Origin of the sequence: Streptomyces lothianensis (assembly GCF_047779955.1) — a bacterium.
In the GTDB taxonomy this organism is placed as follows: Bacteria; Actinomycetota; Actinomycetes; order Streptomycetales; family Streptomycetaceae; genus Streptomyces.
This window is the reverse complement of sequence record NZ_JBLMKT010000011.1, coordinates 61,948-81,642: the sequence shown is the minus strand read 5'-3', so window position 1 is coordinate 81,642 and position 19,695 is coordinate 61,948. Positions and strand designations below refer to the sequence as shown.

At 70.7% G+C, this 19,695-nt stretch carries 18 protein-coding genes; 10 read left to right on the top strand and 8 right to left on the bottom strand.

The window, feature by feature from the left end; all coding sequences use genetic code 11:
- Positions 1 to 34: 34 nt before the first annotated feature.
- The 3 genes from dnaJ to ACLF6P_RS01205 all read left to right on the top strand — a co-directional run bounded on the left by dnaJ (position 35) and on the right by ACLF6P_RS01205 (position 2,780).
- Positions 35 to 1,222, top strand: a complete 1,188-nt coding sequence (dnaJ, locus tag ACLF6P_RS01215) for a molecular chaperone DnaJ (RefSeq protein ID WP_415947387.1) — start codon at positions 35 to 37, stop codon at positions 1,220 to 1,222.
- 3 nt (positions 1,223 to 1,225) lie between these two features.
- Positions 1,226 to 1,681 carry a heat shock protein transcriptional repressor HspR gene (locus ACLF6P_RS01210; protein ID WP_415947386.1) on the top strand — a complete coding sequence of 152 codons (456 nt, stop codon included), beginning with the start codon at positions 1,226 to 1,228 and terminating at the stop codon, positions 1,679 to 1,681.
- 202 nt (positions 1,682 to 1,883) lie between these two features.
- Positions 1,884 to 2,780 (top strand): RpnC/YadD family protein, encoded by an 897-nt coding sequence (locus tag ACLF6P_RS01205; RefSeq protein WP_415947385.1) that lies wholly within the window; start codon positions 1,884 to 1,886, stop codon positions 2,778 to 2,780.
- Positions 2,781 to 2,991: 211 nt separating this feature from the next.
- Here ACLF6P_RS01205 and ACLF6P_RS01200 read toward each other — a convergent pair whose 3' ends face one another.
- A complete protein-coding gene (locus ACLF6P_RS01200; RefSeq protein WP_415947384.1) occupies positions 2,992 to 3,972 on the bottom strand; it encodes a helix-turn-helix transcriptional regulator in 981 nt (326 codons plus the stop codon).
- Positions 3,973 to 4,116: 144 nt separating this feature from the next.
- On the opposite strand from ACLF6P_RS01200, the gene ACLF6P_RS01195 reads away from it, so the two are divergent.
- Both ACLF6P_RS01195 and ACLF6P_RS01190 read left to right on the top strand, forming a co-directional pair.
- Positions 4,117 to 4,359, top strand: coding sequence for a hypothetical protein (locus ACLF6P_RS01195; RefSeq protein ID WP_415947383.1), 243 nt, complete (start codon positions 4,117 to 4,119; stop codon positions 4,357 to 4,359).
- Positions 4,360 to 4,362: 3 nt separating this feature from the next.
- Complete coding sequence (locus ACLF6P_RS01190; RefSeq protein WP_415947382.1) at positions 4,363 to 4,698, top strand: hypothetical protein; 336 nt, start codon at positions 4,363 to 4,365, stop codon at positions 4,696 to 4,698.
- 135 nt (positions 4,699 to 4,833) lie between these two features.
- On the opposite strand, the gene ACLF6P_RS01185 is transcribed toward ACLF6P_RS01190, so the two are convergent.
- Positions 4,834 to 5,238: a pyridoxamine 5'-phosphate oxidase family protein gene (locus tag ACLF6P_RS01185; RefSeq protein WP_415947381.1), complete on the bottom strand. Its 405-nt coding sequence runs from the start codon at positions 5,236 to 5,238 to the stop codon at positions 4,834 to 4,836.
- 231 nt (positions 5,239 to 5,469) lie between these two features.
- On the opposite strand from ACLF6P_RS01185, the gene clpB reads away from it, so the two are divergent.
- Positions 5,470 to 8,076 carry an ATP-dependent chaperone ClpB gene (gene clpB, locus ACLF6P_RS01180; protein WP_415947380.1) on the top strand — a complete coding sequence of 869 codons (2,607 nt, stop codon included), beginning with the start codon at positions 5,470 to 5,472 and terminating at the stop codon, positions 8,074 to 8,076.
- 159 nt (positions 8,077 to 8,235) lie between these two features.
- On the top strand, positions 8,236 to 8,793 hold the full coding sequence (locus tag ACLF6P_RS01175) for a type III secretion system chaperone family protein (RefSeq protein ID WP_415947379.1): 558 nt from the start codon (positions 8,236 to 8,238) through the stop codon (positions 8,791 to 8,793).
- A gap of 131 nt (positions 8,794 to 8,924) precedes the next feature.
- Here the strand turns inward: ACLF6P_RS01175 and ACLF6P_RS01170 are convergent, their stop codons facing one another.
- The 5 genes from ACLF6P_RS01170 to ACLF6P_RS01150 form a co-directional block, all read right to left on the bottom strand.
- On the bottom strand, positions 8,925 to 9,953 hold the full coding sequence (locus ACLF6P_RS01170) for a trypsin-like serine peptidase (RefSeq protein ID WP_415947378.1): 1,029 nt from the start codon (positions 9,951 to 9,953) through the stop codon (positions 8,925 to 8,927).
- Positions 9,954 to 10,293: 340 nt separating this feature from the next.
- Complete coding sequence (locus ACLF6P_RS01165) at positions 10,294 to 10,959, bottom strand: DUF3105 domain-containing protein (RefSeq protein ID WP_415947377.1); 666 nt, start codon at positions 10,957 to 10,959, stop codon at positions 10,294 to 10,296.
- Positions 10,960 to 11,553: 594 nt separating this feature from the next.
- Positions 11,554 to 12,117, bottom strand: coding sequence for a GNAT family N-acetyltransferase (locus tag ACLF6P_RS01160; protein ID WP_415947376.1), 564 nt, complete (start codon positions 12,115 to 12,117; stop codon positions 11,554 to 11,556).
- A gap of 418 nt (positions 12,118 to 12,535) precedes the next feature.
- Entirely contained in the window at positions 12,536 to 13,078 is a 543-nt protein-coding gene (locus tag ACLF6P_RS01155; RefSeq protein ID WP_415947375.1) for a GNAT family N-acetyltransferase, read from the bottom strand.
- A 204-nt stretch (positions 13,079 to 13,282) separates the two neighbouring features.
- On the bottom strand, positions 13,283 to 14,206 hold the full coding sequence (locus ACLF6P_RS01150; protein WP_415947374.1) for an SCO6745 family protein: 924 nt from the start codon (positions 14,204 to 14,206) through the stop codon (positions 13,283 to 13,285).
- 105 nt (positions 14,207 to 14,311) lie between these two features.
- Here ACLF6P_RS01150 and ACLF6P_RS01145 point away from each other — a divergent pair, with 105 nt between their 5' ends.
- Positions 14,312 to 14,908, top strand: coding sequence for a TetR/AcrR family transcriptional regulator (locus ACLF6P_RS01145; protein ID WP_415947373.1), 597 nt, complete (start codon positions 14,312 to 14,314; stop codon positions 14,906 to 14,908).
- A gap of 327 nt (positions 14,909 to 15,235) precedes the next feature.
- Here the strand turns inward: ACLF6P_RS01145 and ACLF6P_RS01140 are convergent, their stop codons facing one another.
- Positions 15,236 to 16,420 carry a pyridoxal phosphate-dependent aminotransferase gene (locus ACLF6P_RS01140; protein ID WP_415947372.1) on the bottom strand — a complete coding sequence of 395 codons (1,185 nt, stop codon included), beginning with the start codon at positions 16,418 to 16,420 and terminating at the stop codon, positions 15,236 to 15,238.
- Between the two features lie 951 nt (positions 16,421 to 17,371).
- Between ACLF6P_RS01140 and ACLF6P_RS01135 the strand changes: the two genes are divergently transcribed.
- On the top strand, positions 17,372 to 17,905 hold the full coding sequence (locus tag ACLF6P_RS01135; protein WP_415947371.1) for a DUF2617 family protein: 534 nt from the start codon (positions 17,372 to 17,374) through the stop codon (positions 17,903 to 17,905).
- 49 nt (positions 17,906 to 17,954) lie between these two features.
- Positions 17,955 to 19,565: a polyamine aminopropyltransferase gene (locus ACLF6P_RS01130; RefSeq protein WP_415947370.1), complete on the top strand. Its 1,611-nt coding sequence runs from the start codon at positions 17,955 to 17,957 to the stop codon at positions 19,563 to 19,565.
- Positions 19,566 to 19,695 lie beyond the last annotated feature (130 nt).

The following is a 19,695-nucleotide window of genomic DNA, read 5'->3' as shown; positions in this document are numbered from 1 at the left end:
CCAGAACCGGGAAACGTGAGGAGGGACGCCGGGGATGAGTACAAAGGACTTCATCGAGAAGGACTACTACAAGGTCCTCGGCGTCCCGAAGGACGCCACCGAGGCCGAGATCAAGAAGGCGTACCGCAAGCTGGCCCGCGAGAACCACCCGGACGCCAACACGGGGAACGCCAAGGCGGAGGAGCGCTTCAAGGAGATCTCCGAGGCGAACGACGTCCTCGGCGATCCGAAGAAGCGCAAGGAGTACGACGAGGCGCGCACCCTCTTCGGGAACGGCGGCTTCCGCCCCGGTCCCGGCGGTGCGGGCGGCGGCAGCTTCAACTTCGACCTCGGCGACCTCTTCGGCGGCCCCGGCGGTGCCCAGGGCACGGCCGGCGGCACTTTCGGCGGCGGCATCGGCGATGTCTTCGGCGGACTGTTCAACCGCGGCGGCGCGGGAGCGGGTCCGCGGACCCAGCCGCGCCGCGGCCAGGACATCGAGTCCGAGGTCACCCTGTCGTTCACCGAGGCGGTGGACGGCGCGACCGTGCCCCTGCGGATGTCCTCGCAGCAGCCCTGCAAGGCCTGTTCCGGCACCGGCGACAAGAACGGCACGCCTCGCGTGTGCCCGACCTGCGTCGGTACCGGGCAGGTCTCGCGCGGCGGCGGTGGCGGCTTCTCGCTCACCGACCCGTGCATGGACTGCAAGGGCCGCGGGCTGATCGCCGAGAACCCCTGCGAGGTCTGCAAGGGTTCGGGCCGCGCCAAGTCCTCGCGCACCATGCAGGTACGCATCCCCGCCGGCGTCGCCGACGGCCAGCGGATCCGCCTGCGCGGCAAGGGCGCACCCGGCGAACGGGGCGGACCGGCGGGCGACCTGTACGTCGTCGTGCACGTGGACGCCCACCCGGTGTTCGGGCGCAAGGGCGACAACCTCACGGTGAGCGTCCCGGTGTCGTTCACCGAGGCGGCGCTCGGCGGCGAGATCAGGGTGCCGACCCTGGGCGGACCGCCGGTCACGCTCAAGCTGCCCCCGGGCACGCCGGGTGGCCGCACCCTGCGGGCCCGCGGCAAGGGCGCGGTCCGCAAGGACGGCACCCGTGGCGACCTCCTCGTGACCGTGGAAGTCGCCGTGCCGAAGGATCTCCCGGACGAGGCCCGCGAAGCTCTGGAGAGTTACGCGAAGGCGACTGAGGGGCACGATCCGCGGGCAGAACTGTTCCAGGCCGCGAAGGGAGCATGAGACATGGACCGCCGGCCACCGCGCAGCCGTAACCCCTACGAACTGACCGACGAGACGCCGGTCTACGTCATCTCGGTGGCGGCCCAGCTGTCCGGCCTGCACCCGCAGACGCTGCGGCAGTACGACCGCCTCGGCCTCGTCTCCCCGGACCGCACCGCGGGCCGGGGGCGGCGCTACTCGGCCCGCGACATCGAACTGCTCCGGCAGGTGCAGGCGCTGTCCCAGGACGAGGGCATCAACCTGGCCGGCATCAAGCGGATCATCGAGCTGGAGAACCAGGTCGCCGCGCTCCAGTCCCGCGTCGCGGAGCTCTCCGCGGCGCTGGAGGGCGCGGCCGCCACGCTTCAGCAGCGCGAGGCGGCGGTCCACGCCTCGTACCGCCGTGACCTGGTCCCGTACCAGGACGTCCAGCAGACCTCGGCGCTGGTGGTCTGGCGCCCGAAGAAGCCCACGGACTGAGGCCGCCCGCGGCCACCGCTCCTGTTCCACCGTGAGAGCCCCTTCCCTGACCCGGGAAGGGGCTCTCACGGTGCTGGCGGAGGGATGCGTCCCACGGTCACCCGTTCGGGTGAACGCTTCCCATTCGCATGGCATATGCCTCCGGCGTGCGATGGACTCCTCACTGCGTTACCCACGTATCGAGAGGACTCCGCTCACTCCCATGGTCAGCTCCCCGCACGAGGCGATGCACCGGATCTTCCAGCATGACCCCAGGCTCTTCGAGCGCGTGTCACGTGTCCTCGGCATCGATATCCCGACGCCTGTCAAGGTCATGGTCATGCCCACCGACCTCACGGAGGTGAGCCCCGTCGAACGCAGGGTGGACACACTGCTCCGGATGGAGGCGGCGGACGGGGAGGCTTTCCTCATCGCGATCGAGTCCCAGGGGAAGAAGGACCCGGACAAGCCCGCGAGCTGGGCGTATTACACCTCGTACCTCTGGACGAAGTACCGCTTGCCCACCGCCCTGCTGGTCGTCTGTCAGGACCGGGCCACGGCCCGCTGGGCCAGGAGACCGGTGAGCTGCGGCCCGCCGCAACTGCCCACCCTCACCCTCACACCCCTGGTGGCCGGGCCGGACAGCATGCCGGTGATCACCGACCCGGCCGAGGCTCGGGCGGACCTCGTCCTTGCGGCTCTCTCCGCTGTCACCCACGCCGCGGACCCGGGCATCGGTGCGATACTGAAAGCCCTGTCCACCGCGTTGCAAGGTGTCCCCGAGGGGGTCGCCGATCCGATCATCGAGTTCACCGCACAGGGCTTGGCCAAGCGCCCGGCCAGGGAAATCTGGAGGCATCTGGTGGCTGTCGATCTCTCCTTCTACACCTCGTACATCTCGGAGGAGATCCGGGACGAAGGCCGTGCGGAGGGCCGTGCGGAAGGCCGTGCGGAAGGCCGTGCGGAGGACATCCTGACGATCCTCGAGCAGCGCGGCGTCGAGGTGTCCGACGAGGCGCGTGAGCGGATCACCGGCTGCGAGGACCTGGAGCTGCTGCGCACGTGGCTCCGCCGCTCCGTGACCGCCGTGAGCACCGAGGAGATCTTCGCAGCGGAGTGACCGCGCACGTGCCGGGTTTCGGTGCGGCGAGGCAGCCGAGCGCGTGCCTGCCGGCGCCGCCCGGGGTGGCGGCCAGCGCCGTATGCATGGTGCGGGCTGTGGTGTTCGATGTCGGGGAGACGCTGGTCGACGAGACCGGACTGTTCGGCGGCTGGGCGGCCTGGCGGGATGGGTTGCCGGGCAGCGGGGTTCCTGAGCCTCGTGGACCCGGTCACTGATCCTGTTCGAGGATGCCGGACTGGGCGATGAGGTAGCCGAGCTGGGTGCGGCTCGTGCTGCCGAGGGCGGCGGAGAGCTTGGCGATGTGGGCGCGGCAGGTGCGGACGTTCATTCCCAGGCGGCGCGCGATGCTCTCGTCCACATGGCCCTCGATGAGCAGCCGCGCTATGGAGCGCTGGACGCCCGTGATCTCGTCCGTCTTGAGGTCGTACGGTATTTCCTCCCGGATGGGGACCGCGAGCTGCCAGAAGTGGTCGAAGACCCCCACCAGGTAGGCGACGAGCCCGGGGTGGCGCAGTTCCAGGGCGATCTGCCGGTCGCTGCGCGCCGGTATGAAGGCGACCTTGCGGTCCACGATGATCAGCCGGTCGATGATCTCCTCGAGCGTGCGGACCTGGACCTCCGGGCCGACCTCGTCGAGGTAGTTCAGGGTGAGCTCGGTGTGGCGCGCGGTGTGCTGGTAGAGGGTGCGCATCTTGATGCCGCGCCCGAGAAGCGGCTGTACGCGCTCCAGGGCCTCCTTGAGCGCCTTCACCGGGCGCCCGCCGCCCGGCTGGACGGTCAGCAGCTCCTCGGAGCACGTGGCGATCACCCGGTCCAGCGTGGCGTTGATGAGGCCGATGCCTTCGAGGACGGTGATCGAGTGGGTCGTCGGCGGATCGAGGGCGCTGATGGCCATGAACGGCTCGAAAGCGTCCGCCAGTTCGGCGGTCAGTCGCCTACGCTCCTGTATCTCGCGCTCGATGGGCTGCAGCAGCTGTGCCAGCGCGGCCGAAGGGGGAACCGGGCGGAACCAGCGTGCGTCATCGGGATCGGGGTGCAATAGCGCCAGATCGACGAGACAGGGCGCCGGTGAGACTTCTGACCGGGCGATTCGACCCGTGCGGAGGGCACTCGCGTACAACCGCACTCCGGCATCGCACAGTTCCGTGTGCGAGTGAGGGTGACCGATTTCCTCCGGTTTTGTCCCCATGTGTACACCCCCAGGCTCCTGCATATCAGGAACATGATGCCTGGTCCCTGTGGTGCTGGGGTCGAGACTGAGTCATCGTCTTCAGCGTTGGGGTTGGAAGAAGACATCACCGAAGACATCACCTTCAAGTGAGGTTGCTGGGCCATGGCCAAAAGACTGATCCGCTCAATGGTTGCTCTTGCCTTCGTCGCTGCCGCCGCAGCGGGGATCGCCGGCGCGGCCAACGACCCCGGCTGGCACACCCCCCCGGAGAACGGCTCCGTGCAGCTGGCCGACCCGGGCTGGCACTTCGCGACGGAGACCGTCGCTGCACCGCCCGCCGATCCCGGCTGGCACGTTGTCACCGAGACCATCGCCGCGCAGCCCGCGGATCCCGGCTGGAGCTGATCCATGACCACCCCTCCGGACGACCGAACCTTCCGCCGGGAGATGGCCACGGCCTACCGCTCCGGCTGGCACTTCGTCGACCTCGTCACGGCCATCCCCCGGCCCGGCGACTCGTTGATGGTCACGCTGTTCGGTGAGCCCGTGGTGGTGGTGCGTGACGCGGAGGACGACGACGTCCGGGCCTTCCGGTGCTTGCGCCGGCCCCGTGGCGCACCGCAGCCCGTGCGGTGTGTCGTGCGCTACGGAATGGTCTTCGTGAACCTCGACCAGCGCGACCACCAGCTCGTGGAGCCGCTGGCCGACCCCGAACACATCCCCGCCACCCCCCGCAGCGCCTGAAGCGATCCCCCGTCGTCAGACATCGCTCAGGCGCTCCCCCCAACAGCGGCGTCACCGTGGACCTGAACACGGTGGCGCCGCTGTCATTTCCACGTCCGCCCGCACGCCCACGGAGCCGCCCGCCCGCTCACGTGTTCAGGCTCGCCCCATCGCCCGCGAAAGCGTCACCTCGATGAGCACCCGGTCCGGGTTGGGCGCCGGGGTGCGGGTGTAGCGCTCGGCGTAGCGGCGGACCGCGTCCGCGATGAGATCCGGTTCCGTGCGGATGCGGGCCACGCCCTCCAGGGTCGCCCAGCGGCCGCCGTCGACCTGGCAGATCGCGACGCGCGCTCCGCTCCGGCCCGCCGCCAGGATGTTGGCGACCTTTCTGCTGGACTTGTTGGTGATCACCCGTGCGACACCCGCCTCCGGGTCGTAGGTCGCGCCGACCGGCACCACGTGCGGGGTGCCGTCGGGCCTCAGGGTTGTCAGGGTGCACATGTGCCGCTCACGCCAGAAGCTGAGGTAGGCGGGGTCGGGGCTGCGCGGGTCGATGGCCATGCTCCGGAATCTAGGCCATGGGTGCGGCGCGTACCCAGGGAATGAGGGCCCGGGGAACGCGTACCGGGGGAATGCGGATCCGGGGGCCGCGGGCCCGGGGAAGCGGACCCGCCCCGGGGAACGCGGACCTGTCCGCGCTTCCCCCACCACCTTGAGTGGAATAGACTCAACTTTGTGCACGTTGTATGAGTCAGAGTCCGAATCCACCCCCAACAGGAGGAGAAGCCCCACGTGGACGCCGAGCTGACCAACAGGAGCCGGGACGCGATCAATGCGGCGACCAGCCGCGCCGTGTCCGCCGGACACCCGGATCTGACCCCCGCGCACCTGCTGCTTGCGCTGCTGGAGGGCCAGGACAACGAGAACATCACCGACCTGCTCGCCGCCGTCGACGCCGACCAGGCGGCCGTACGCTCCGGCGCCGAGCGCGTCCTCGCGGGCCTGCCCAGCGTGACGGGCTCCACCGTCTCGCCGCCGCAGCCCAACCGTGAGCTGCTCGCGGTGATCGCGGAGGCCGCGAAGCAGGCCAAGGAGCTCGGCGACGAGTACCTGTCGACCGAGCATCTGCTGATCGGGACCGCCGAGAAGGGCGGCCAGGCGGGTACCGTCCTCGCGAACGAGGGCGCCACCGCCAAGCGGCTGCTCGACGCCTTCCAGAAGACGAGGGGTACCCGACGGGTGACCACGGCCGATCCCGAAGGCTCGTACAAGGCCCTGGAGAAGTTCGGGACCGACTTCACCGCCGCCGCGCGCGAGGGCAAGCTCGACCCGGTGATCGGCCGGGACCAGGAGATCCGCCGCGTCGTCCAGGTCCTCTCCCGCCGTACCAAGAACAACCCCGTGCTCATCGGTGAGCCCGGCGTCGGCAAGACCGCCGTCGTCGAGGGGCTCGCGCAGCGCATCGTGAAGGGCGACGTCCCCGAGAGCCTGCGTGACAAGCGTCTGGTCAGCCTCGACCTGGGCGCCATGGTCGCGGGCGCCAAGTACCGCGGTGAGTTCGAGGAGCGCCTGAAGACCGTCCTCTCCGAGATCAAGGAGAGCGACGGGCAGATCATCACCTTCATCGACGAGCTGCACACCGTCGTCGGCGCGGGCGCGGGCGGCGACTCCGCGATGGACGCCGGCAACATGCTGAAGCCGATGCTCGCGCGCGGCGAACTGCGGATGGTCGGCGCGACCACCCTCGACGAGTACCGCGAGCGGATCGAGAAGGACCCGGCCCTGGAGCGCCGCTTCCAGCAGGTCCTGGTCGCCGAGCCCTCCGTCGAGGACTCCATCGCGATCCTGCGCGGACTGAAGGGCCGCTACGAGGCCCACCACAAGGTCGCCATCGCCGACTCGGCCCTCGTCGCCGCCGCCACCCTCTCCGACCGCTACATCACCTCCCGCTTCCTCCCCGACAAGGCCATCGACCTGGTCGACGAGGCCGCCTCCCGGCTCAGGATGGAGATCGACTCCTCGCCCGTCGAGATCGACGAACTCCAACGCGCCGTCGACCGCCTCCGCATGGAGGAGCTGGCCCTCGACAAGGAGACCGACCCCGCATCGCGCGAACGCCTGGAGAAGCTGCGCCGCGACCTCGCCGACAAGGAGGAGGAGCTGCGCGGGCTCACCGCGCGCTGGGAGAAGGAGAAGTCCTCCCTCAACCGCGTCGGCGAGCTGAAGGAGCGGCTGGACGCCCTGCGCGGCCAGGCGGAGCGCGCCCAGCGCGACGGCGACTTCGACAGCGCGAGCAAGCTGCTCTACGGGGAGATCCCGACCCTGGAGCGCGAACTCCAGGAGGCCTCCGAGGCCGAGGCCGAGCAGGAGGCGGCCAAGGACACCATGGTCAAGGAGGAGGTCGGCCCCGACGACATCGCGGAGGTCGTCGGCTCCTGGACCGGCATCCCGGCCGGACGCCTCCTCGAAGGCGAGACCCAGAAACTCCTCCGGATGGAATCCGAACTGGGCAAGCGGCTCATCGGCCAGACCGAGGCCGTCCAGGCGGTCTCCGACGCCGTACGCCGCACCCGCGCCGGAATCGCCGACCCCGACCGCCCCACCGGATCGTTCCTGTTCCTGGGACCGACCGGTGTCGGCAAGACCGAGCTGGCCAAGGCGCTGGCCGACTTCCTCTTCGACGACGAGCGGGCGATGGTCCGTATCGACATGTCGGAGTACGGCGAGAAGCACAGCGTCGCCCGGCTCGTCGGTGCGCCTCCCGGCTACGTCGGATACGAGGAGGGCGGACAGCTGACGGAAGCGGTACGCCGGCGTCCGTACTCCGTCGTGCTGCTCGACGAAGTCGAGAAGGCGCATCCGGAGGTCTTCGACATCCTGCTCCAGGTCCTCGACGACGGCCGCCTCACCGACGGCCAGGGCAGGACCGTCGACTTCCGCAACACCATCCTCATCCTCACCTCGAACCTCGGCAGCCAGTACCTGGTCGACCCGACGACCGGCGCCGAGCAGAAGAAGCAGCAGGTCCTGGAAGCGGTGCGGGCCTCCTTCAAGCCGGAGTTCCTGAACCGCCTCGACGACCTCGTGGTCTTCTCGGCGCTGGACAAGGACGAGCTGGCGCACATCGCCGAGCTGCAGATCGGCCGTCTCGCCAAGCGACTCGCCGAACGCCGGCTCACCCTCGACGTCACCCCGGCGGCCCTCGCCTGGCTGGCCGAGGAGGGCAACGACCCGGCGTACGGCGCCCGCCCCCTGCGCCGCCTCATCCAGACCGCCGTCGGCGACCGCCTCGCGAAGGAGATCCTCGCGGGGGAGGTCAAGGACGGCGACACGGTACGGGTGGACGTGGCCGGGGACACGGCGGCGGACGGCCTGATCGTCGGGCCTGCCTCGGCGTGAGGCCCTGAGGCCCTGAGGACCTGAGGCCGGGACCGCCGCCCTGGACGCGCTGTGCGCGTCCGCCCGCAGCGGAACCTCCGGACCCGCCCCGGGCGGGGCTTTACAAGCCCCGCCCGGCATGGGGGAGGATGGGTCAATCCGTACGAAGGGAAATCCCGCGTGAGCATCGACCCGTCCTCGATTCCGAACTTCGGGGGCCAGCCCAAGAAGCAGCAGGCCCAAGGACCGGCGGGTGCCGTCGTCCCGGACCAGGATCTGGTCAAGCAGCTTCTGGACCAGATGGAGCTCAAGCACGGTGTGGACGACGAGGGTGACCTCGTCGCGCCGTGGGAGGAGTTCCGTACGTACTTCATGTTCCGCGGCGAGGGCGACCAGGCCGTGTTCTCGGTGCGGACGTTCTACGACCGCCCGCACGCCATGGAGTCCAAGACCCAGATCCTCGACGCCATCGACGACTGGAACCGCCGCACCCTGTGGCCCAAGGTCTACAGCCACACCCACGAGGACGAGGACGGCACCGCGACCGTCCGCCTCATCGGTGAGGCCCAGACCCTCATCGGCACCGGCGTCCACCTGGAGCACTTCGTGTCCTCCACGGTCAGCTGGGTGCGCGCCGCCATCGAGTTCGACCGCTGGCTGGTCGAGCACCTCGGCCTCGTCAAGGACGTCGACTCGGCGGACAAGCCGCAGGAGGACAAGCCCGAGGACGAGGGCTAGGCAGTAGCGCCGCAGAGCAGGCAGCAGCGACGAGGAGCAGGCAGCAGCCTCGTACGGCGAGAGCCCGGCCAGGCACGCGAGCACCATGCCCGCGTGTCCCGGCCGGGCTCTCGCCGTAGCCGTCGGACCGATCAGGAGTTCTGGGCGGTCTGGTACAGGCTCTGCGCCTCGTTGCCGAAGTACGGGCCGAACATCCGGTTCGGCCAGAACACGTAGCCGAAGCTGTTCACCGAGGCCTGCAGGCCGGTGCCGGAGCCCTCGTCGAACTGGGCGAACCAGGGGCCGCCGCTGGAGCCGCCGGTCATGTTGCAGCTCATGCCGTGGTCGTTGGAGAAGAGCCAGTCCTTCGACGTGGCGCCGCTGCAGTAGATCAGCTTCTCGCCGTCGTACGGGTCGGCGGCGGGGAAGCCGAACGCGTACATGTCCTGGTTGTAGCCGCCGTTGAACTGCAGGCCCTGGCCGCCGACCACGTCGGTGAGCGTGCTGCCGTTCAGGGGCTGGACGACCGCCGCGCCGATGTCATAGTTCATGTCCTCACTGGCCTCCCACTGCGGGGTGGTCAGCGTCTGGCTCGCGCTCCACTGGCCGTGGGGCGCCTGGCCGTCGTGGTAGCCGGGCACGAAGACCCAGTCGGTGTGCCAGCTGCCCTGGTACTTCACGCAGTGCCCGGCCGTGATGACCGTGCTCTCGTTGGCGCTGGTGACCGCGTTGCCGGAGCAGGACGCCGTACGGCCGTCGAAGCTGAAGAACACCCGGCCGGAGGTCTGGACGACGGCGCCGCCGCCGCTCCAGGGCCCGCCCTGCTGCGGGAACGCCGTCGGACCGACCGCCGTACGGTCCGCGGAGGTGGGGGCGACCGTGGACTTCTCGCCCTTGGCGACGGACTGCGGACCCAGGCGCGCGAGATCGCTCGCGCCGAGCGGCAGTACGTCGAGCGGCTCGGCGGAACGCATCCGCTCCGCCGTCCAGAACGAGGCGAGTGACTCGGCCGAGGCCGACTGCTCGTGAACGGCAGCGGACGGGGTGCCGGCGGCAGGTTCCGCGGCGGCGGTCGCGGCGGCGGTCGCGGTGGCGGATCCGGCGAAGAGGAGAGCTCCGGCCGAGACCAGGGCGCCGAGGGCGGTCCCGAGTGTGCGGCCGGCTGTGGGGGTGCGTCTCACTCGTACTCCTTGGCTGGGCCGGGCGGGGATGCTGCCCGGCTGCGTACGGGAGCGCGCGGGTGCGCGTCCCGGCCGTGCTGTGGAGCGTGGTGCGTGCGCGGTGAACGACACGGGGTGCGGCCGCTGCCGTCTCACTCAGGTGAGTGTGGTGACGCTCTGATGGGCCGTCAAGAGGGCCTGCTGATGCGTGAGTTGCCGCAACGGTCGCGGCGGCCGGGCACGACGATGGCCGCGCCCGGCCGCACCTGACACGGGCGACCTCACCTCACGCGGTGATCCCTCACGACGGCACCCCTCACGCCGTCATCCCTCACGCCGTGACCCCTCGTACCGTCATCCCTCACGCCATGCTCCCGCCGCTGCAGGCCGCACCCGGTTCAGGTGTCTGCGGACCCTGGACGTACTTCTCCAGGAACGCGCCCACTCGGTCGTCATCGGCCGAATCGACCTTCAGCTGACGGCCCCAGGCGGTGAGCGCTATCGGCGAGGACTGGTCCTTGTACGGGCTGAGGAACGTGTACGGGGTCTTCGCCACCCTCTCGCCGAGTTTCTCGACATCCGCCTCGGAGGCGTCACCGTTGTACGTGATCCAGACCGCGCCGTGCTCAAGGGAGTGCACGGCGTTCTCCTCGCCGACCTCCTCCGTATAGACCTGGGCGTCGCAGTTGAGCCAGACCGGCCGGTGGTCGCCGCCCGCGGCCGGGGCCATCGGGTAGTCGACCTCCGTCTCGACATGGTTCTGGCTCAGATCCGCCCAGGTCTTCTCGCCCCGGACCGGCGCGGCCCGCGCCTTCTCCCGCGCCTGCTCCTGCTCCTCGACGGACAGGAAGAGGTACCCGCCGCCTCCGGCGATCCCGGCGAGAACGAGTGCGGAAGCGGTGATCGCGATGATCCGGTTACGGCGGTCACGGGCCTGCTCGGCCCGCCGCATCTCCTCGATCCGGGCCCGCCGGGCCTCCTTCTGCGCCTTTGCGCTCTGGTTCTTGGAACGGGCGTTTGCTGCCATGGCATGTCCTTCTCCCGCCGCGCCGCTGACGTACTACGGCACGACGGTGCTGCTGATGGGTGGCTGCTGGGCGTGTGGTCGCTCGCTCCCTCTACACGCGCCAGAGCTGCAGCAGATGAAGGTCGGGTGCGCGGGTCGCCGGAGAGCCCCGCAGGCAAACGGCGGAGACGGCGGAGACGGCATGGGCGGACGAATCCGGCGCACACGCGCACACACCTGTGGATTCCGGCCCCGGGACGCCCCTCGGTGCCGCCTCGCCGGACGCGGCCCGTACCGCCTGATGATCCAGATCACCGCAGTACGGCGGCCCGCCCTCGCCCGGACACCGCTCACAGATGGCGACGCCGGGAGCACCTGCGATGCCGGCAGCACCTGCGGGACTCGCGGGACCGGCGGGACCGGCCGCACCGGCGGCACTCACGGCAGCGGCGGGCATCCGCGCATCGGCGGCGGCCGAAGCGGTCCCGCACAGGAACGTGGCGGTGGCGAGCACCGTGAGGACGACCACGAGCAGGCGATTCACCCGCACCCAGCCACCCCCTCCACCGCCATCACCTAACCTCCCTAGGTGATATCGGCGGCGAACCTACCAGATCAACCTGTGCGCCACTCCCGCCTGAGCAGCCCGTACACCCACGAGTCCGAGACGTCGCCGTTCACGATGCAGTCCTCCCGCAACGTCCCCTCCCGCACGAACCCGACCTTCTCCAGCACCCGGCCGGAAGCCGCATTGCGCGTATCGGCCTCGGCCTGCACCCGGTTGAGGTCCAGCGTCTCGAACCCCCACGTCAGCAACGCACGCGCCGCCTCCGTCGCGTATCCGTGCCCCCACGCGGCCTCGCCGAGGCAGTAACCCAACGTGGCGCTGCGGTAGTCCGGATTCCAGCCGAACAGCCCGCACCACCCGACGAACTCCCCCTCGAACTCCCTGTCGGAAACCCGCTCGATGGCCACCCGGGCCCCCGTGCCTTCCTCGGCCATCTCCGCACACTTCGCGAGAAACCGCCCGGCCCGCGCCGGGTCGTCCCATGGCGGGGAGTCCATGTACCGCATGACACGGGTGTCGCTGTGCAGCTTGAAGAGCTGCCCGGCGTCGGTGTCGGTGAAGGGCCGCAGTCGCAGGCGGTCGGTGTGCAGGGTGGGTGTGGTCAGCGTCATGCGCACCATGGTGCGTCTCGATCCAGCGCGCCGGAAAGCGAATTGTTCGGATACAGGCGCTCTCCGGGTCAGGCTCCGACCGCTCCGACCGCTCCGACCGCTCCGACCACCCCGACCGCTCCGACCACCCCGACGCGTGCGCGCGCTGCGCCGGATGCGCATCGAAGAGTCTTCCTCTCCGCCTAACGGGTCCCTTCGCCTGCTCCTGCGGGAGATCGGCATCGACGACGCAGGCGCCGTCCACGCGATCTACGGCAACCCCGAGGCCACTGAACACCTTTCGTTCGAGCCGCGCACCCGGGAGCGGGTCGGTCGCACCGTCGCCCACTCCATGATCACGGCCACGGCGACACCGCGCGACGAGTTGGGAGTGGGTGACCGCTCCGGGCACGTTCCCGTGCTGGGCCCGGCGCTGCGCTCAGTCGGAGGTGGCGGCGGAGGCTGACAGGGGCTCGCGCATCATCGGCATGGTGGGCAGTCGGTCGCGCCACAGGTAGCGCTCGCCTGCGATATCGAAACCGTGGCGCCGGTAGAACCGGATCGCGCCCTTGTTGCAGTCGACGACCCCCAGGCGGATCCGTGCGGAGCCCGCCCAGGTGAGGAAGTCGGTCATCATGCGGGTGCCGAGGCCGTGGCCCTGGGCGTCGTCCAGGAGATACATGGGTCCGAGGGTGATGGACTCCGACCCCTCCCAGTGGCCGCAGAGGTAGCCGACGATCTCCGTGTCGGACCGGACGACTCGGCAGAAGTGCGGGGCGTCCGGGTGCCGGTTCGCCGCCTCGATGAAGTCGCGCCACTGCGCGATGCCTTCGGCGGTGGCGGACGAACCGCGGTGTTCGCGGATCCAGGCCTCGTCGATGCCCGCGGCCGGATCGAGGTAGTTCCGCAGCCAGTTGTGCAGGTGGAGGGGGCCCAGTGTCGCTGCGTCTTCCGGGCGGGCGGCGGTGATTGTGTAGGTCATGCCCGAGCATTCTGCTGTACGGGCCGCCCGGACAAGGCTCGCCGAGCCTCCGGGTGACGCCGGCCGCCGCACCGTGGTGTCGGCACCATCTGCTCGGCACCTGCTCGGCACCTGGTCGGCACCTGCTCGGCACCTGGTCGGCACGGGGTCGTGGCGGCCGGGCGGCTGAGCGGCGTCCAACGGCAGCGCGGGGCAGGCCGTCGGTCACACCTTGCCGATGCCCAGCGTGTTCGTGCCGGGCAGCATTCCCGATCCGATGACCGCGACCCAGTAGTCCCCCAGGAGGTCGCCGAGCCGGTTCATGTCCGTCGCGCCCAGTGCCTGCCAGGGCGGTGCCGCCAGCATGTCCGTGTGGCGCTCGACTTCGGCGCGCAGCGCACGCCCCGCGTCCGTCGCGGTGCCGTCCGGCTCCAGCAGGCCGCGCCCGGACAGCCGTTCGCGCGCCGCGGCCCACTCCTGCCTGCTCCAGCCCCGGCTGGCGAAGGTCTCCTCGGGCGCCGCCCCGATCGCCGCGAACGACACCAGTGACTCCACCGGGTCGAGCTCCGCGGTCAGCAACGCCGCGAGGTGACCGTCCCCACGGTGCTCGCGCAGGATCGTCGCGGCCTGCCAGAGCACCAGATGCGGAGCCTCGGGCCAGGGCTGCGCCGCGTTGGCGGCAGCGAGCGGCCGGCCCGCGTGTACGGCGGCCGCGGCGGCGCGGCGGGCCAGGGCGGCGGCCTCGGCCAGCTCGGGGGAGTCGACAAGGTCACCGAAGAGCGCGCGGTACGCGCGGTCGACGGCGCGATGGCGTGCGGCCAGGACGGCCTCGGGGTCCGCGGCGTCCCATACGGAGGGGATGTGTTCCCCGACCGTCCCCGGGCTGAAGCTGTAGAAGGCGGACGTCACCTGCTCGCACCCCACCGCCCCGAGCGGTGCGGCCCGCCAGGCGAAGTAGGTCGGCCAACGGCCGGACCCGATGCCGAGCCGCCCCGATTCGTCGAAGGCCTCCGGGGCGAAATAGGCCACCGCGTGCAGCGGCTCCAGCAGATGCCACAACTGCCGTACGCGCCCGACCTCGATCTCACCCTTCTGACTCTTCCGACCCACCTGATCCACCTGACCCACCTGATCCTTCTGATCCGACATGGCCCTCTCCGTCCTGCGCCACCCATGCCCACAAACTTGACACTGCCTAGATTGCGACCTCCACCCCAACTTGTCAATGACTAGATGAGGCGTAGTCTGCTGGGCATGACCACCACCAAGAGCGGCGCGTACCATCACGGCGATCTGCGCCGCGCCGTCCTGACCGCGGCCCTCGACGTGATCGCCGCCGAGGGCCCGGGCGCCCTGAGCCTGCGCGATCTCGCCCGTCGCGCCGGGGTTTCGCATGCGGCGCCCGCGCACCATTTCAAGGACCGCACGGGACTGCTCACCGCGATCGCCGAGGAGGGCTACGGGCTGCTTGCGGACGCCCTCGCCGACGCCGCCGATCTGCGCGAACGCGGGGTGCGCTACGTCCGGTTCGGGATCGAGCACCCCGCGCACTTCCAGGTCATGTTCCGCCCGGACCTGCTGCACGGCGACGACACCGCCCTGCTCGCGGCCCGCGCCCGCGCGGGCGCGGAACTGCGGGCCGGCGTCGCCGGCGTCGCCGGCGTCGCCGGGATGCCGGAAGCCGGGCGTGGCGACAGCGCCCGGCTCGCGGGGATCGCCGCCTGGTCGCTCGCCCATGGGTTCACCACGCTGCTCCTTGCCGAGAACCTGCGGGGGCCGGTGGGCGAGCGGGATCCGGAGGACGTGTTCCGCGCGCTGACCGAGCTGCTGTTCTCCGGCGGCCGGGAATAGCCCAGAGCGCACGCCTCATGCCCCGGCCCACTGCCTCAGCAGTCGTTCACGTACGGCGGGCCGTGGTGTCCGGTCAGTCCGAGCACCGGCCCAGGGCATGAGCTCGTAGGGCAGCGGTCGGGTCGATCGAGCGGCCTGACCTCTTGAGGCTCGTGTGGATCTCGAGGTAGGCGAGTGACTCGTAAGACCGGCTCAACCGGGCATGGCTCGGCGCATTCCCCACCTGAGCCGAGGCGTCTGCAGCATTCGACTGCCCGGCCGGACCCGCCCCCGACGAGCACGAGACGCTGCCCTTCCCACATCAATGCGTCGTAGCTCGGCGTCAGTTCACTCGGCCAGGCTTCGCAGTCGACTGGCTGCTTCGGTGAGAACGCCGTCCCTTTTACAGAAGGCGAAGCGGACCTGGCTGCGTCCGGCGTCGGGGTCGTCGTAGAAGACGGAGTTGGGGATGGCGACGACGCCGCAGCGTTCGGGGAGGGCGCGGCAGAAGGCGTAGGCGTCCTTTTCGCCGAAGGGTCTGATGTCGGTGGTGATGAAGTACGTGCCCTGGGGCCGGAAGACCTCGAAGCCCGCCGAGGTGAGCCCGTCGGCGAGGATGTCGCGCTTCGCGCGCAACTCCTCGCGGAACCCGGTGAAGTAGTCGTTCGGCAGGCGCAGGGCCTCGGCCACCGCGTACTGGAACGGGCCCGCCGAGACGTATGTCAGGAACTGCTTGGCCGTGCGGATGGCCGACACCAGCGATTCGGACGCGGTGATCCAGCCGACCTTCCATCCGGTGAACGAGAAGGTCTTGCCGGAGGAGGAGATGGAGACCGTGCGTTCGCGCATGCCCGGGAGGGAGATCAGCGGGATGTGTTCACCGTCGAAGACGAGGTGTTCGTAGACCTCGTCGGTGACGACGAGCAGGTCGCGTTCGACCGCCAGTTCCGCGATGGCCGTCAGCTCGTCGCGGGTGAGGACCATGCCGGTCGGGTTGTGGGGGGAGTTGAGGAGGAGCAGGCGGGTGCGGTCGGTGACCGCGTCGCGCAGCGCGTCGAGGTCGGGGCGGAAGTCCGGGGCACGCAGGGTCAGCGGGACGCGTTTGGCACCGGCCATCGCGATCGAGGCGGCGTACGAGTCGTAGTACGGCTCGAAGGCGATGACCTCGTCGCCGGGTTCGAGCAGGGCGAGCATCGTGGCGGCGATGGCCTCGGTGGCGCCCGCGGTGACGAGGACCTCGGTGTCGGGGTCGAAGGCCAGGTTGTGGAAGCGCTGCTGGTGGGCGGTGATGGCGGTGCGGAGTTCGGGGATGCCCGGGCCCGGCGGGTACTGGTTGCCGCGGCCCTCGCGCAGCGCCCGCACCGCCGCTTCCCGTACGGCCTCGGGGCCGTCCGTGTCGGGGAAGCCCTGGCCCAGGTTGATCGCTCCGGTCTTCACGGCCAGGGCCGACATCTCGGCGAAGATCGTCGTGCCGAACTCGGCGAGGCGGGCGTTGAGGAGGGGGCGCGCTGCGGGTGCGGTCATGACGGTCATCCTGCGGGGCGGAGAAGGGTTCGCTCAAGCGGTTGGGAGAAGGCCTCGCGCAAGCCGGTGGGAGGGAGGGGCTCGGATTGCTCAAGCCGGTGGGAGGGGGACTCGGATCGCTCAAGCCGGTGGGCGGCGGCGGTTGTCGTCTGCTGAAGCTCAGAAGTTGCTCAATTCCGCTTTCGTGTTCGGCGGCTCCGGGCATCTCCCCCGCACGTGAGAAGCGAGCTGCCGGGCCGGGGGACACCGGACAGAGAGCAGAGAGCAGAAGGACGGGGGGATCTTCATGGACTTCGTGATCGTGGTGGGCGCGGTGCTCATCGTGGTGATGCTGGTGGGGGTCAGGGGCGCGCAGTTGAGGGGCGAGTCGAGGCGGCGCGGGCGGAGCAGCGGTTGGGCCGGTCGTGGTGCCGACGGCAGTTCGGGCGGATCGGGCGGCTGGGGTTGTGGCGGCGGGTCCTCCTGCGGTGGCGGCAGCGGTTCGTCCTGCGGTGGCGGCAGCAGTGGCGGCGGGGGCGGCGGATGCGGTGGCGGGAGCAGCTGACGCGCCGGATTGGCGGCTGACGCGGCTGACGCGGCGGATATGGCTGACGCGGCGGATGTGGCGGCGGAAGCAGGCGGCGCGGCGCGGGTGATCCGGGGGCGGCTGACACGGGGCAGCCGGCCCGGGTGCCCGCGGCGCGCGGTAGGCGTCCGGCGTCCGGCACGGGGAGGCGGGAGTCCGGCGGGGCGGAGGAAGGCCCCGGCGGGCTCCTGCTTGTTGAAAAGTGGAGAACAGGTGAACTGAGGGGCCCTCGGGGGGATGGAAACCCGGCGAAGTTGGGTAAAAACGCTGTGGTATCGCTCCCCTCCATGATTCCCTTCACCTGTTGACGCAGCCCGGACCCGAGAGCCAGCCCAAGTGCCGCGCCGAATGCCAGGTCCGATCCCCTTCCCACTGCGTGTTTGCGGAGCCGACCCATGCTCACCACCCTCCAGACCACCTACACCGATACACGCGCCTCCGATCTCGCCTGGGCGCTGGGCCGTGAGCCGCTTCCGGCCCTCGCGGAGCTCGATCTCGAACTGGCGGACGTGAAAGTGCAGTTACGTCTGCTCGGCGCCTCGCACCAGGTCCTTCTCGACCAGGAGGGGGGCACCTGTTCGGAGACTGTGGCCTGTATGCCGGGCAGCAGCACACCGCTGCCGCTGGGGGTCGCCAAGCAGGTGGGGGACTGGGAGTACGAGTTCGCCGCGCGCGTCGAGACGCTCGGCCGCGGTTCCTTCGCCGGGCGCGCCCAGGAGCTGCTCGCGCTGGTGTCCGATCACCCCAACGGGCTCGTGGGCGTGTTCCCGGGCAGCCCGCACGCGTTCACCGCCCTGCTCGTACAGCGCCTGCCCGGGGATCCCGCACAGGTGCACTGGCGTACGTGGCATGCGTATCCCCAGGAAGGGCAGCTGGTCGCGACCCGCACCCGGGTCGGGGTCCGGCAGCCGGCGGCCGCCGCGAGTTGAGCCGTGTGGGTGACAGGCTGTCCACAGGTCGTGACGTAGCGTTCGCAGCGTGATCGAACCGTCCGCGCCCGCACCTCCCGGCGTGTCCGTGCCCCGGGAGGCGCCGGCCCGTGCCGTGCGGCTGCCGGTGTCCACGCGCACCGCCCGGTTCCTGGTGCTCCTGGGCGTCTTCGTCTGTGCGGCCTGCGGACTGGTGTACGAGCTGGAACTCGTCGCCCTCGGCTCGTACCTGATCGGCGATTCCGTCACCCAGGCCTCCGTCGTCCTGTCCGTCATGGTCTTCGCGATGGGTATCGGCTCGCTCGCCGCCAAGCGCCTGCGCTGCCGCGCCGCGGCCGGTTTCGGGATGATCGAGGCGGTGCTCGCCCTGGTCGGCGGGTGCAGTGCGATGGCGCTGTACGCCGGGTTCGTCTGGGGCGGCGAATCGCGCGCCCTGCTCGTGGCCTTCTCCCTGGCGATCGGTGTACTCATCGGCGCCGAGGTGCCGCTCCTGATGACGCTGATCCAGCGGATCCGGCAGCAGGACGCGGGCGGCGCGGTCGCCGACCTGTTCGCCGCGGACTACGTGGGTGCGCTGGCCGGCGGGCTCGCCTTCCCCTTTCTGCTGCTTCCGCTGTTCGGACAGTTGACGGGCGCGCTGCTCACCGGCGCCGTCAACGCCGTCGTGGGCGGCGCGCTCGTCCTCGGCCTGTTCCGGCGTGATCTCAGCCGCCGCAGTCGCGGCCTGCTGCTCCTCGCCAACGCCCTCGTCCTCGCCCTGCTCGCCACCGCCGCCGTCCTCGTCGACGACTTCGAGCGGGCGGCGCGGCGCGCGGTCTACGGGCCCGACATCCGCGTCGCCCTGCAGACCGGCGTCCAGGAGGTCGTCCTCACCGGCCCGGCCGACGGCCCCCTGAACCTTTTCCTCGACGGCCGCCTCCGGGTCAGCGGCCGCGACGAGTACCGCTACCACGAGGCCCTCGTGCAGCCCGCGATGAGCGGACCGCACGCGCGTGTGCTGCTGCTCGGAGGTGGGGACGGCCTGGCCCTGCGGGAAGTCCTGCGCCACCGGGGCGTCATCGCCGTCGACGTCGTCGAACGCGATGCCGCCGTGGTGGACCTGGCCCGCCACGACCCCGCGCTCGTCGCCCTCAACCGGGACGCCTTCGCCGACCCCCGCGTGCGGGTCCTGCACACGGACGCCTTCCAATGGCTGCGTACGGCACCGGGGCCCGCGTACGACGTCGTCATCTCCGACCTGCCCGACCCCGGGATCACCGCCTCCACCAAGCTCTACTCACGCGAGTTCTTCGGCCTCGCCGGGCAGCTGCTCGCCCCGGACGGCCGCTTCGTGGTGCACGCGGGTCCGGCGCGTACGAGGCCGCGTACGTACTGGACGGTCGAGGCGAGCGTACGGGCGGCCGGACTCGTCACCGTCCCGTACGGCGCGGACGGCCGGCCCTCCGGCTACACCGTCGGACCCGACCGGGTGGCGGCCGGGCCCTCCGAGCCGCGCGACTGGGGCTTCGTCCTCGCCGGCCATGCGAAACCGGCCCTCACCCTCGATCCCGGCCACCGCTACCGCTCGGTCAGCCCCGGAGCACTGCGGGACGGGGCGCGGGAGGTGGAGCGGACACGGGTGGCGGTGGAGCCCTCGTCGCTGGTGCATCCGCGGTTCTGAGGGAGGAGTGCGGGTGGGTGCGGCGCGGGTGCGGTGTGGTGGGGGGCGGCTGTGCGTTCGCGCCTGCGGGGGCGCTCCGGGTGGCGTTCCGGGGCGGGTGTTGCCCCGAACGCGCAGAACCACTGCCCCC

Excerpts from the sequence above, each read along its gene's own strand:
- ACLF6P_RS01195 (WP_415947383.1), top strand. The coding sequence starts at position 4,117 with ATGGCCAAAAGACTGATCCGCTCAATGGTTGCTCTTGCCTTCGTCGCT.
- ACLF6P_RS01135 (WP_415947371.1), top strand. The coding sequence starts at position 17,372 with ATGCTCACCACCCTCCAGACCACCTACACCGATACACGCGCCTCCGAT.
- ACLF6P_RS01140 (WP_415947372.1), bottom strand. The coding sequence starts at position 16,420 with ATGACCGTCATGACCGCACCCGCAGCGCGCCCCCTCCTCAACGCCCGC.
- ACLF6P_RS01210 (WP_415947386.1), top strand. The coding sequence starts at position 1,226 with ATGGACCGCCGGCCACCGCGCAGCCGTAACCCCTACGAACTGACCGAC.
- ACLF6P_RS01185 (WP_415947381.1), bottom strand. The coding sequence starts at position 5,238 with ATGGCCATCGACCCGCGCAGCCCCGACCCCGCCTACCTCAGCTTCTGG.
- dnaJ (WP_415947387.1), top strand. The coding sequence starts at position 35 with ATGAGTACAAAGGACTTCATCGAGAAGGACTACTACAAGGTCCTCGGC.
- ACLF6P_RS01145 (WP_415947373.1), top strand. The coding sequence starts at position 14,312 with ATGACCACCACCAAGAGCGGCGCGTACCATCACGGCGATCTGCGCCGC.
- ACLF6P_RS01155 (WP_415947375.1), bottom strand. The coding sequence starts at position 13,078 with ATGACCTACACAATCACCGCCGCCCGCCCGGAAGACGCAGCGACACTG.
- ACLF6P_RS01160 (WP_415947376.1), bottom strand. The coding sequence starts at position 12,117 with ATGACGCTGACCACACCCACCCTGCACACCGACCGCCTGCGACTGCGG.
- ACLF6P_RS01150 (WP_415947374.1), bottom strand. The coding sequence starts at position 14,206 with ATGTCGGATCAGAAGGATCAGGTGGGTCAGGTGGATCAGGTGGGTCGG.
- ACLF6P_RS01190 (WP_415947382.1), top strand. The coding sequence starts at position 4,363 with ATGACCACCCCTCCGGACGACCGAACCTTCCGCCGGGAGATGGCCACG.
- ACLF6P_RS01205 (WP_415947385.1), top strand. The coding sequence starts at position 1,884 with ATGGTCAGCTCCCCGCACGAGGCGATGCACCGGATCTTCCAGCATGAC.
- ACLF6P_RS01200 (WP_415947384.1), bottom strand. The coding sequence starts at position 3,972 with ATGGGGACAAAACCGGAGGAAATCGGTCACCCTCACTCGCACACGGAA.
- ACLF6P_RS01165 (WP_415947377.1), bottom strand. The coding sequence starts at position 10,959 with ATGGCAGCAAACGCCCGTTCCAAGAACCAGAGCGCAAAGGCGCAGAAG.